General features: G+C 26.4%; 10 protein-coding genes and 1 other RNA gene. 3 read left to right on the top strand and 8 right to left on the bottom strand.

The genetic code is table 4. The features are described from left to right. Positions 1-13: 13 nt before the first annotated feature. Positions 14-1,339: a signal recognition particle protein gene (gene ffh, locus EXC60_RS00410; protein ID WP_024544000.1), complete on the bottom strand. Its 1,326-nt coding sequence runs from the start codon at positions 1,337-1,339 to the stop codon at positions 14-16. 90 nt (positions 1,340-1,429) lie between these two features. Between ffh and EXC60_RS00405 the strand changes: the two genes are divergently transcribed. Genes EXC60_RS00405 through EXC60_RS00395 form a run of 3 tightly spaced genes read left to right on the top strand, consistent with a single transcriptional unit; the run spans position 1,430 to position 6,309 of the window. After that, complete coding sequence (locus EXC60_RS00405) at positions 1,430-2,794, top strand: glycine--tRNA ligase (RefSeq protein WP_024543999.1); 1,365 nt, start codon at positions 1,430-1,432, stop codon at positions 2,792-2,794. A gap of 9 nt (positions 2,795-2,803) precedes the next feature. Beyond that, positions 2,804-4,699 carry a DNA primase gene (gene dnaG / locus EXC60_RS05915; RefSeq protein WP_024543998.1) on the top strand — a complete coding sequence of 632 codons (1,896 nt, stop codon included), beginning with the start codon at positions 2,804-2,806 and terminating at the stop codon, positions 4,697-4,699. Next, positions 4,699-6,309, top strand: coding sequence for an RNA polymerase sigma factor (locus EXC60_RS00395; RefSeq protein ID WP_211232249.1), 1,611 nt, complete (start codon positions 4,699-4,701; stop codon positions 6,307-6,309). The genes dnaG and EXC60_RS00395 overlap by 1 nt, the downstream gene beginning before the upstream one ends. A gap of 16 nt (positions 6,310-6,325) precedes the next feature. Here the strand turns inward: EXC60_RS00395 and EXC60_RS00390 are convergent, their stop codons facing one another. The 7 genes from EXC60_RS00390 to hisS form a co-directional block, all read right to left on the bottom strand. Next, the gene (locus tag EXC60_RS00390) at positions 6,326-7,210 is read right to left on the bottom strand and encodes a bifunctional 5,10-methylenetetrahydrofolate dehydrogenase/5,10-methenyltetrahydrofolate cyclohydrolase (protein WP_024543996.1); all 885 of its coding nucleotides are present in this window, start codon (positions 7,208-7,210) and stop codon (positions 6,326-6,328) included. A 55-nt stretch (positions 7,211-7,265) separates the two neighbouring features. Further along, positions 7,266-7,649, bottom strand: a transfer-messenger RNA (tmRNA) gene (ssrA, locus tag EXC60_RS00385). A gap of 6 nt (positions 7,650-7,655) precedes the next feature. Beyond that, a complete protein-coding gene (smpB, locus tag EXC60_RS00380; RefSeq protein ID WP_024543995.1) occupies positions 7,656-8,090 on the bottom strand; it encodes an SsrA-binding protein SmpB in 435 nt (144 codons plus the stop codon). A 17-nt stretch (positions 8,091-8,107) separates the two neighbouring features. After that, positions 8,108-10,252, bottom strand: a complete 2,145-nt coding sequence (gene rnr / locus EXC60_RS00375; protein WP_024543994.1) for a ribonuclease R — start codon at positions 10,250-10,252, stop codon at positions 8,108-8,110. Positions 10,253-10,256: 4 nt separating this feature from the next. Then, positions 10,257-10,508, bottom strand: a complete 252-nt coding sequence (gene secG, locus EXC60_RS00370) for a preprotein translocase subunit SecG (protein ID WP_024543993.1) — start codon at positions 10,506-10,508, stop codon at positions 10,257-10,259. A gap of 47 nt (positions 10,509-10,555) precedes the next feature. Continuing rightward, positions 10,556-12,208, bottom strand: a complete 1,653-nt coding sequence (aspS, locus tag EXC60_RS05910) for an aspartate--tRNA ligase (RefSeq protein WP_024543992.1) — start codon at positions 12,206-12,208, stop codon at positions 10,556-10,558. Next, positions 12,208-13,482 carry a histidine--tRNA ligase gene (gene hisS, locus EXC60_RS05905; protein ID WP_029670566.1) on the bottom strand — a complete coding sequence of 425 codons (1,275 nt, stop codon included), beginning with the start codon at positions 13,480-13,482 and terminating at the stop codon, positions 12,208-12,210. Before hisS ends, aspS begins: the two co-directional genes overlap by 1 nt. Positions 13,483-13,503: the final 21 nt, after the last annotated feature.

Below are 13,503 nucleotides of genomic sequence, written 5' to 3'. Positions count from 1 at the left end.
AGAGCTTTTTTAATTAAATCATACCGGGTTTTAATTGTAATTTTCCAGCAGCCATTTCTTTCATTTGCTTTGCCATTCTTTCAAAATCAGCAAGCAACATATTATATTCATGTGCAGTACGACCACTGCCTCTTAAGATTCTTTCTTTACGACTAACATTTTTTAATAATTTAGGCATTTTCTTTTCTTGTTCAGTCATTGAATTAATTAGGATTGTATAGATTTTAAATTTTTGTTCAGCTTCTTCAATTTTTTGTTCATCAATTTTCCCAGCAAGTCCTGGAATCATTTTTAAAATTGTTTTCATTTTGCCAAGTCTTTTAATTTGGTCTAAACTATTCATTAAGTCCATTAAATCAAATTTTCCAGTAAGCATCTTATAGCCAATTTTTTTCATCATTTTTTCATCGACTTCTTCAGATGCTTTTTCAATAAGAGACATGACATCTCCCATTCCTAAAATTCTATCTGCCATCCGATCTGAATGGAATAATTCTAAGCCTGAAAGTTTTTCACCAACACCAATGAAAACAATTGGGACATTTAACAAATAAGAAATTGATAATGCGGCCCCACCTCTAGCATCAGAATCCAATTTTGTAATAATAGTTCCATCTAGTTCTAGATTTTCATTGAAAGTTTTTGCAACATTAATTACATCTTGACCGCTCATTGCGTCGATAACTAAGAAAATATAATCAGGATGAACATATTTTTTTATATTTTTAAGTTCAGTCATTAAATTTTCGTCAATTGACAAACGACCAGCAGTATCTATAATTATAAAATCATTGTGATTTTGTTCTGCATGTTCAAAAGCTTGCTTTGCAATCTTAACTGCATCATTTTCTTGCAAAGTAAAATAATCTGTTTGAATTTGTTTTGCAAGTTGAGCTAGTTGTTCTCTAGCAGCAGGCCTATAAATATCATCTGCAACAAGTAAAGGATTTTGACAAATTTTTTTCTTTTTTAAAAAAGTGCTTAATTTAGCAGCAGTTGTAGTCTTACCAGAACCTTGAAGTCCTATTAGCATAATTGAAGTCGGAACTTTTTTCATTTTAACTTCACAACTATTCTTACCTAAAATAGCAACAAGTTCATCCTTAAAAATTTTTAAAAACGTTTGTTGTTGGTTAAGTTTACCAATAATTCTACTTTCTAAAGCTTTCTCTTTAACTTGCTTAGTAAATGATTTAACAACTTCTAGGTTAACGTCAGCTTCTAAAAGCGACAATTTTACTTCTCTTAAAATTTCAATAATATCTTCTTCGGTAATGGACACTTTTTTGTTAATTTTGTCCATTGAACGTTGCATTCTTTTTTGTATAAAATCTAACATAATTCACTATTATATATGAATATAAAATAAATTAATTAAATAATTTTTTGTGGTAAAATATAGTAATATTTTATTTTTGCGGAGGGCAAATTGAAAACTAAAAATATTCAAGAAATAATTAATCATTTAAAAACATCAGGGTTTGTGTATCAAAACTCTGAAATTTATGGTGGGGTTGTAAACACTTGAGACTATGGCCCTTATGCAGTTGCAATGTTAAATGCAATTAAAAGTTTTTGAATTAGAGAATTTGTTAGTCGTGAAAAGAATTACTTACTTGATTCAAAAATTATTATGAGCCCATTAGTTTGAAAAGCAAGTGGTCATTTAGGTAATTTTTCGGATTATTTAATTGAAAATAAAATTAATAATAAACGCTACCGTGCTGATCATATCTTAAAAGATGTGATGCCAAATATTAATGTTGAAGAATTAAAAATTAATGAGTTGGAAAGACTTGTTAAAGAAAATGTTAAAGAATATGATGGTTCTAAATGTGATTGAGGAGAAATTAAACCATTTAATTTGATGTTTAAAACTTGAATGGGTGCAATTGAAAGTGACAATGCAAAAACATATTTAAGGCCTGAAACTGCACAAGGAATTTTTATTAACTTTAAAAATGTTTTAAGAACTACAAGAGCTAAATTGCCTTTTGGAATTGGTCAAATCGGAAAGAGTTTCCGAAACGAAATTACACCTCGTGATTTTATTTTTAGAACAAGAGAATTTGAACAAATGGAACTTGAATTCTTTTGTGAAGAAAAAGATGCTGATAAATTTTATAAATATTGAATTAACAAATGTAAAAATTTTGTTTCAATGTTAGGCTTAAATGAAAAAAATATTCGGATTAGACCACATAGTAAAGAAGAATTAAGCCATTATTCAAAAGGAACTAGTGATATTGAATATTTATTTCCATTTGGTTGGGGCGAACTTTTAGGAATTGCTAATCGTGGCAATTATGATTTAACTCAACATATGAAATTCTCAAATAATTCACTTGAGTATTTAACTGATGAAGGCAAAAAAATTATTCCTTTTGTTATTGAACCTTCAATTGGTGTTGATAGATTATTATTGGCATTATTAATTGATAGTTATGATGTTGAAAAGCTTGAAAATGATGAAAGAATTGTTTTGCGTTTAGATTACAACATTGCTCCAATCCAACTAGCAATTTTGCCTTTGATGAAAAAACAAGCTGAAAAAGCAAAAGAAATATTTGATATTTTAAGTGCAAAGTCAAACATTCGACTAACCTATGATGAAAGTGGTTCAATTGGTAAAAGATATCGTCGTCAAGATGCAATAGGAACGCCTTTTGCTATTACAATTGATTTTGACACGCTTGAAAAAGACACAATTACAATTAGAAATCGTGACACTATGGAACAAGATGTAATCAAAATCTCAGAAATTGAAAATTATTTGAATAAATATAAAAAATAAGGGAGTTAAATGGAGAAACAAAATGTTTGAGAAGAAGTTTTAGCCAAAACAGACATTGTTAATGTTATTTCTGAATATGTTCCATTAACCAAACAAGGGAAAAACTTTCGTGCTTGTTGTCCATTTCATGGAGAAAAAACTCCTTCTTTTATAGTTAGTTTGAATAAACAAATATTTAGATGCTTTGGCTGTGGAAAAAGTGGAAATGCTATTAAATTTTTAGAATATTATAAAAACATTAGTCCATTAGAAGCATTAAAAATTTTAGCTAAGAAAAATAATATTGATATTAGTACATATTTGTTAGCTCATGAGAAAAACAATGCTAAAAATTATGAGCAAATTAAGATTCTTGATGTCTTAAAAGAGGCAAATAATTACTTTAAATATCAACTAATTGTTAATGATAAAAATGAGAAACTAAATGATTTTTTTAAGCAAAGATTGCTTGATAAAAAATTAATTAATTACTTCGAAATTGGATATGCACCACAAGATAATAGCATCTATGTTTTTTTAAAAAACAAGAATTTTGATGATTTTGCAATAAATAATTCATCTCTTGTAACATCAAATGTTGAAAATAAAAACTTCTTTAATAATAGAATTACATTTCCTATAAAAGATGAGCAAGGAAATGTGGTTGCATTTTCTGCAAGAGATATTACAAATTTAGCATCACCTAAATATTTAAATAGTGCCGAGACAATTGTTTTCAAAAAAAGTAAGGTTTTATTTAATTTTTATAATGCTAAACAGTATATTAAAGATACAAATGAAGTATATCTAGTTGAAGGACAATTTGATGTTGTTGCATTGTATCGTATTGATGTTAAAAATGCAATTGCATTAATGGGAACTAATTTAACAAAATCTCATTTAGAACTTTTAAAAGGAAACACAATAAATTTGTTTTTCGACAATGACAATGCTGGTATTAATGCAACATATAAAAATATGAAAATCATTTTGTATTATGCAAATGAATTAAATCTTAAAATAAACTTTATAAACAATACATTGCAAAAAGATCCTGATGAAGTTTATAAAATTGACAATGGAAAAACATTAACTAAAATTTTGAATAACAAAATTGATTTATCTCAGTTTTTGCTAAATAATTATTTAAATCAAACATTTTTTAACTTAAATAATGAACAAAAAAATCTTAGATTAAAACAAGTTTTTGAAATTGCATATTATATGCAGCCTAGTATATATACATTATTCAAAAATGAAATTATTGCTAAAAAAATTTTAACTAATGATGAATATATTGTTTTTGAAAATCAATATTTGAAGCCAAATTTCCCATCAGATAAGACTTTTAAAGTTGATGATTATAAAAATAATGTTGAAACTCAACCTAAAAAACAATTTAACAAATCACCATATGATTTTGATATAGATAATGCTAATTTCTTAGTAAATGAGAATGATTATTACTCAAAGACTTTAAATCAAGATAATACATTAAAGAAAAAAACTCCATTATTAGGTAGAGGGTTGGACATGGCACTTATTTTTAAAGCAATATTAGCTCAACCTTCATATTTAGAAAAATGAAGTGATGTTGATATCTTGTCTTTTAATCAAAATGGTGGCGATCCTGAAATTTTAAGAGAATTAATTATATATACTGCGACACATTTAAAGAAAATTCAAACAAATAATGTAAAATCTTTATTTAGTTTAATTCTTAATGATAATAACTTAAACATTGAAGACAAAAAAAGATATATAAATATCATAGAAAAAATTAATTATTCTACAAGCGAAATGCAAATCCTAGATGAATCTAAATTTAATAAATTATTTGCAGAACTAGTAAATGAAGTAAAAACATCACCAAAAACATTATTAATAAATACTTCAATCTCAAAACAAAAAGGGGACAAACACTAATGCCTACAAAATTAAATGACGCTAAAAAAACTAAAAAAAATAGTACTAGCAAAGCACTTGAAACGTTAAAAGTTTCAAAAGAAGATGCTAATATGTCAATTGATGGAATTGTTCAATTAATTAAAAATGAAAAGAAATTGCAAAAGAAATCAAGCTTTACACAAAGTGAAATTTTTGATATCTTAAATAAGAAAAATTTAGTTTTAGACGAACAAAGTGCTGATCAAGTGTTCGATAAATTAATAGATGCCAATTTATTAAATATGGAAGTTGACTTTGGTGACGATGAAGATGTTAGTGAAACCGATTTTTTTGACACTATTCAAACTAAAGATAGTAAGAAAAATATAGATAGCGATGAAGATGATTTAGATGTCGATGACTTTGACGAAGATGAAGATTTCGATGAACATAAGTTACAAGAAATTGAAGATGAAGAAGAAAAAGAGAATGATAAAGAATTGGATGTTGATGAAGAATTTGATGATAGTTCTGTTCGTAAGCATGATGATATTGATGAGTTAGATGATGAAGAATCTGAAAATGCTGAAGATGATGAATATATTGAAAAAATCGCAAGACCTAGCAATGAAGAAGAAGATGAGTTTGATGCTGATTCGCTTTTAAAAGACTATGATACTTATGAAATTAAAATTGATGAATCTCAATATACTTTAAAAAATGATGAACTTAATAACAAATTAACTGAAACCAACGACATTGTAAAATGATATATGCGTTGAATTGGCAAATATGGAAAGCTTTTAACGCCTAAAGAAGAACGCGACTTAGCAATTAAAATGGAAGAAGCTAAAAAAGCTGGAAATTACTATCGCTTCAAGCGTGCAAGAGATATGCTTGTAAAACGTAATTTACGTTTAGTTATTAATAATGCAAAAAGATATAAAAATAGAGGACTTACTTTTATTGATTTAATTTCTGAAGGAAATTCAGGAATTATGAAAGCTGTTTCTAAATATGATTATAAAAAGGGATTTAAATTTTCAACTTATGCAACTTGATGAATAAGACAAGCAATTACAAGAGCAGTTGCTGACCAAGCAAGAACAGTTAGAGTACCAGTTCATATGGTTGAAACAATTAATAAAATCCTTAAAATAGAGCGTGAACTACAACAAGAATTAGGCTATCCTCCAACAGATGAACAAATTGCTCAAAAATATGGTAATGACTATACTGCAGAAAAGGTTAGATATATTAGAAAAATTAATATTGACCCAATTAGTTTAGATAAAAACATTGGAAAAGAAGAAAACTCAAGCTTTTCAGATTTTGTTAAAGATGAATCAGTTGTTAGTCCAACAGATTATGCTTCACATCAAGAATTAAGTACTATTTTGAACGAAATGATCGAAGATACTTTAGATCATGATGACAAAATCTTAATTAGAAAAAGATATGGAATTGGTAATGATGAAAATGGTAATCCATATCGTCCACACACATTAGATGAATTAGCTGAAGAAATGGGAAAATCTAAAGAAAAAATTCGTCAAATGGAAACAAAAATTTTAAGAAAGCTAAAACATCCTCAAAAACGTAAAAAATTAAAAGAATACTACATGAATGAAAGCTATGATTTAGATTAAAGCATAGCTTTTTTATTTATAATAAATTTAAAATATCATTGTAAAATAGAGTTTTTTCAGGAAATTGTAATAGATATGCTTTAATCAGATTTAAAACTAAAGAAATAACTGTCATAGGTCCAACCCCGCCAGGAACAGGAGTAATATAGCTAGCTTTTTTAGAAAAAGCATCAAAATCTAAATCACCAGATATTTTTTTGTTCTCATCACGATGAATTCCAACATCAACAATTACAGTATTATTAGCAACTTCATTTGCAAAAATTGGATTTTTTTGGCCAGTTGCAACAATAATAATATGTGCATCTTTCAATGGTTTTCTAGAAGTATTTTTTAAATACTTTGTAACTATATTGTTTCTTTGATTAAGAAAAAAATTATAAAGTGGGCGACCAACAATATTTGAAAATCCAACAATTGCAATATTTTGATTATCAATTGCAATGTCATATTTTTTTAATAATAAAATAATACCTTTAGCTGTTGCTGGCAAAAAATTATTATTAGTATATTTTGAATTTAAATTAAAATCATTCAATCCATCAATATCTTTTTCATTAGGGATTAAATTTAGTAACTTGTTTTTTTCATCACTTGTTAAATTAGTAGTTTGCATTGGTAATTGTATTATTAAACCATTTGTTGTGTTTGAAAGTCTTTTAATTCCATTTGCAATTTCATCATAATTTGCATTTTCATGCAATTTTATAAATTCTGCCTTAATACCCAAACTATTAGCCATTGTAATTTTATGTTTAATATAAATATTAGATTCTTCTAAATTACCAACTTGTAAAATGCCCAAAGTTGGAATATTTTCGTTTGCAATATTTTTAAAAACTAAATTTAATTTTTCTTTCAAAACTAAAGAATATGATTTTCCATCCAAAAGTTTATACATATCATTTACCTTATTTTTAAAAATTATACTCTAGCAAAAAATTAAAATAAAAAAATGGTGGAGATGCGGGGAGTTGAACCCCGGTCCACACATCTTCAACATTATGCATCTACAGTTTAGTAAATTAAATTTCCTATGTCATATATATAATTTACAAATTTCTATAACATAGTTTAGTTACAAATCCTATCATATTAACTAAAATCATATGATATTAAGCTCATACTACCATTTATTATGTTGAGCACCATAATAAATTGACTAATTTTACTAAGCGAAAACTAGATTTGATTGCATTTGTGAATTATTCATAAATGCTAGATCAACTGCTTGATCTTCTGTTTTTTGGTCTTTTGCGTTTAAAAAAGCCTAGTGCCTTATGGTTTGCAAACCACTGCAACATAATGAATCGAATGCCTGTCGAAGCCATTACATCCCCATTACGCTAATAAATTATATTCTTTATTCTCTTTTTGACTTCTAGTTCTTTGATTTTTTCACGTTTATCATATTTTTTAAGTCTTTTAGCTAATGCAATTTCAACTTTAATATGATTATTTTTTCAATAGATTGAAACAGGTAATATTTGTAAAGATAATTTATCCATTATCGTTCTCATTTTGATAATCTCGCGTTTATGCATTAATAATTTACGAGAACGATATGAGTCACCTTTTACTAACATATATTGTGCAATATATAAATTATTTAATCAAAGTTCATTTTTATTAGTAATAGAACAAAATGAATTATTTAAATTCCCATTATTGCTACGCAGGCTTTTTACTTCTCAACCAAACAACGAAATACCACATTCATAGGTGCTATGAATGTCATAATCGGATTTTGCAAATTTATTTTTAATAATTAATTTTGTCATATTGAAATTATTATAATCTAAACAACCAACTTAGCATTTATTTTGCCTTTTACATCGTCAATTGAATCAATTAATATTTTGTATTTTGAACCTACTAAAATTTTATGTTTTTTGCCTATTGTTTGGAAATTCGAAACTTTTAAAATACTGTCGTTAGTAATAGATTCAAATCTTACCAAAACACTTGTTTGAAATTTTTCAATATTGAAAAAAACCCCATATTTTTCAATACTAATTGCGATAGCTTCAAATTCCTTATTAATAAACTGTTTAAAAAATTGTGATTTTCAAAAGTCTACTACATCACGTTCAACTTGCATTGCAGTTTTTTCCGAATTTGAATTTGATAATGCAACTAAAGCTATTTGATTTTCATATTCATCATATTTATTTACATCAAATTTTTTATTAAAGATAAATTTTCTTATTAATCTATGCAAAATTAAATCAGGATATCTTCTTATCGGACTTGTAAAATGTGAATATGCTTTTGAACCCAACCCAAAGTGACCAATATTTTTTGTAGAATAAATTGCTTTTTGCATAGTTCTTAATAATGCTGATTTTATATAATCACTAAAATCAATTTCTTTTAGTTTTAGAACCATATTAGCAAAAGATTTTGGATTACCATCAAATGGAACATTCACATTTAATTTTGAAAATGACAATAATTCTTGCAAAGCAAATAGTTTTTCATCGCTTGGTTTGTCATGCACGCGATAAATTGAAGGCAAATTGTGTTTTTCCATCATTGTGGCAACAGTTTCATTAGCTTTAACCATGAAAGCTTCAATTAATTTTTCCGCTTTACCTTCCTTTAAAACTTCAATGTCTATAACATCTAAATTATCCATCACAAGCTTTGGCTCTTCAATTTCAAAATCAATGTAACCTTCTTGTTCTTTGCATTTTAAAATGATTTTTGATAATTCATAAGCATGAAAAATATTTTCTTTGATTTCTTGTGGAAGTGAATTTATCTTATTATCTAAAAAATCATTAACTTCATTGTATGTTAATCTATAGTTAGATTTTATTACGCTTTCATATATATCACTTTTAATAGTATTTCCTAATTTATCAATTTCAAGTTCTAAAGTAATGCAATTTCTAATCTCGTTTGGATTTAGAGAACAAATTCCATTTGAAAGTTCAAAAGGCAACATTGGAATCACTTTATTTGGTAAATATATACTTGTACCACGTAGTAATGCCTCTTTATCAATCTCACTACCTTCGGTTACGTAATATGAAACATCAGCGATGTGTATAAACAATTTGTAATTGTCATTAATTTTATAGCATGAAATTGCATCATCAAAATCTTTAGTGTCTAATCCGTCAATTGTAACAGTTGGCAAATCAATTAAATTTCTTCGTTTTTTAATTTCTTCCTTTGAAACAAATTGAGGAATTTTTAATGCGTCATCAACTACTTCTTTGGGAAAATTTTGTTGAACTTCATTAGCTGAAAGAATCTTTTTAACAACATAGTCTTTTTCTGATTTTGAAGCAACTTTAGAATTAAATGTAACCTTGATTGAATCTAAATTTTTGTCATCTAAAATATTAAATTTATAAAGATTATTTTCAATGTTTTGATGTGAAAATTTAGTTAAATCTTCAATTAAAAAGTTCGCTTGATTTTTTTCATCAAATGCATTAAAATATATCCTATTTTTAACCCTAATTAGTTCACCAATAATTGTTTTAACGCTATGCGAAACAATTTCAGTAATGTCACCAAAGTATTTTGTTTCATTATTTTGTTCATAACTATAAATATTTGCTTTAACAACATCCTGATCTAAAATAGCTTTTAACATATATGGAGGAACAAAAGCGCTCCTTAACTCTTCTTCGCTTCCAAAATCAAGAAAACCTAAACGTTTTGCAGTAATTGTTATAGGACCAGTAAATTCTTGAACAAAAAATATAGGATAATATTCATCATCCTTATTTATTTGTATTTTTTTGTTACTTATTAACTCTTTTAGTAAAAAAGTTAATTGTTTATTCTCATTAGGCTTAATTTTCAAATGTTTTGCAATTTCTATAAAATTGGCTTTTTTTAAATTAATAATAAAATTTAAAATTTTGTTTTCATCAAAACTATAAATTTTTTTATCACGATATTTGTTGTGTTTATAAAAAGACATTTCACTAACCTTTTTGCAGTGAAATTCTTAATACTATTGAAAATATGAAAAGTAATATGCCTAATGAATACATTGATCATTTAAGAAGTTTCTTAATTCCTCTTTCTTTAGAAACCTTAAATAAATCCAAATCACCACTACCAACTAATGCACCACTAAAACTATTTGAATCAGGGGCTAAAAGTAAAGAAATAAAAATTATAAGAAAAGAAACAATCATCAATATTGCCGTTAATATAACACTAGTTGTTTTCATATTAATCCTTTCTTTAACTTATCTATACCATTATAAAGTAAAAATACTTATTTTTGTAGTTTCAATCCATATTCATTTAGTTGATCTTCTGTAATTTCAGAAGGTGCTTGTGACATTAAGTCAATACCTTTTGCATTTTTTGGAAATGCAATAACATCTCTAATTGACATTGAATTAGTCAAAATCATTAATAATCTCTCTAAGCCAAATCCAATTCCACAATGTGGAGGAAGTCCATAATCAAACGCTTTTAAAAAGAAACCAAATTTACTTTTTTGTTCTGCTTTAGAAATTTTTAAAACATCAAACATCATTTCTTGAACCTTTGGATCATAAATTCTAATTGAACCTGAAGCTAATTCAAAACCATTCAAAACATTATCATATGATTTTGCTCTAACTTTTTCTAATTCACCAGTTTTTAGATATTTCAATGTTGATTCTTCAAATTGTGTGAATGGATGGTGTGCAGCATCATATTTTTTTTCCATTTCATTTCATTCAAACATAGGTCAGTCAACAATTCATAAAAAATTCATTTTATTTGGATCTGCAAGTTGAAATATTGAGTTAAGATGAGTTCTAATTGCTCCTAATGATTTCAATGTATTTTCTTCATTATTACCATAAGAAATAAAAATTGTTGGATTTTCAATTTTTGCAAGTTCTTTAATATTTTTTAATTCTTGAAAAACATGTGAATTAACATTTGCGATTTCAAGTTTTTCACCAGCGTTTTTTGAAAAAATTTCATTAATTGCTGAAATATGTTCATCAACATTCTTATCAAAAAAGATAGCTTTTGCATATTTATAATTGCTCTTAACATTTGTTGAAATATCACTAATTAAGTATTCAAATCTAGTATCAGGTTTATCAGTTCCATAATATGCTAATGCATCATAATATTTCATATGTGGAAAAGGAGTTTTAACTTTAAATCCTAGGGGTTCAAGAGTAGTTTTTCACATTTTTTCGCAAAGTTCAAAAACATCCTCCATTGTTGCAAAAGACATTTCAACATCTAATTGTACAAACTCTGGTTGCCTATCTTTTCTTAAATCTTCATCTCTAAACACTCTTGCAATTTGGAAGTATTTTTCTACACCTGAAGCCATTAATAATTGTTTGTATAATTGTGGAGATTGTGGTAAAGCAAAAAATTTACCTTTTCTTCTTGTAGGGACTAAGTAATCTCTTGCACCTTCTGGAGTAGATTTTGATAAAATAGGAGTTTCAAATTCAACAAAACCTTCTTTGTCAAAAAAGTTTCTTAAATTCAAGAATAATTTATGGCGTAGTCTTAGTCTATCAAGCATTTTTTCATTACGCAAGTCTAAAAAACGATATTCTAATCTTAAGTCTTCATTTGCAGAATCGTATTTATTAATTTCAAAAGGAATTTGCTTAGCAGTATTTAATATTTTGTAATCTTCTACTAAAACTTCTATTTCTCCTGATGCTAATTCTTTGTTAGCCTCAAGTCTTTTATTCACTTGCCCTTTTACTCAAATACAGCTTTCTTTAGTTAATGAAGGGTCAGAAATATTAATAAATATTAGTTGACAAATTCCGGTTGAATCTCTTAAATCAACAAAAGTTTGATTTTTGAATTTTCTCTTGTTAGAAATTCAACCATACAAATCAACTTTTTGCCCTACATTTTTTAAGTTTAATTGTCCACAATATGTTTTTTTCATTATTTTTCCTTTTCTAAGGCTTTGATTGCTTTTTCAAAATCATTAATATTGGTATATTTTGTGATAATTTCATTTTGACTATTTTTTATTTTAATCTCATTTGGTTTAGAATTTAATTCTTTAAAAACAATAAATCTAGGTTTTAAAAAAAATTGTTTTTTAAAAAAATCTTTAAGTGAGATTTTTCTATTAATTAACATAACAGAATATTTTTTTCGCAAATCATATGCAACTTTTAAAATTATGTCTTTTTCTGCATTATTCATATAGCCAATTAAAATATCTACTTGGTTATTTAGTTCAGGATATTTATCAATGTTATATTCAACGATTTCCATTAATCTATCAACGCCAAATGCAAACCCAATTGAATCGATTTTTGGTCCGCCAAATTGCTCAACCATACCATTATATCTTCCACCAGCTAAAATAGTTGATTTAGAACCTAGTGCATCAGAAGTTGATACAAATTCAAAAACTACATCGTTATAATAGTCTAGACCTCTAACCAAATAGTAGTTTATTTTGTATTTAATATTAAATTCATCAAGTAATTGCAATAAATTATTAAATTCAAGTTTTTCTTGCTCTGTTAAAAAATCTCAGAGTTTAGGAGCATTTTTAACAAAATCTTTATCATTTTCAGTCTTATCATCTAATATTCTAAGAACATTTTTCTCAATTCTTGTTTTTGAAATATCAGACAATTCATTTTCATATTGCTTAAAGTATCTTTTTAGGTGGTTTATGTATTTATTTCTACTTTCAAAGGAACCTAAATGGTTTATTTCCAAAATAAAATCTGAAATTTTTATATCAGTTAAAAAATCATATGCTAGTTTGATAACTTCAAAATCACTTAAATCAGTTTTTGGAGCAAGTAATTCAATGCCACCTTGGTAAAATTGTCTATATCTACCTTTTTGTGGGCGTTCATAACGAAACATAGGGCCAAAATAGAAGAATTTACCATCTCCTGAAAAATTATTTATCTTATTTTCCACATAAAATCTAATAGTTGACGCAGTAGCTTCAGGTCTTAATGCAATTTCATTGTTATTATTGTCTTTAAAAACATACATTTCCTTAGAAACAATATCACTAGTTTCTCCAGCGGAGTGAATAAACAAATTCACATTTTCTATTATTGGAGTTTCAATAAACTCATAAGTATATTTTTTAGCACAATCAAAAAATCTATCTTTTATATAGTTAAAAATTTGGGCTTGTTTTCCAAAAATATCTCTTGTACCTTTTATTTTATTTATTAACATTTTACCTCCAATAAAAAATGA

The organism is Metamycoplasma salivarium (assembly GCF_900660445.2).
In the GTDB taxonomy this organism is placed as follows: Bacteria; Bacillota_I; Bacilli_A; order Mycoplasmatales; family Metamycoplasmataceae; genus Metamycoplasma; species Metamycoplasma salivarium.
This window is presented reverse-complemented; position numbering and strand designations above follow the sequence as displayed.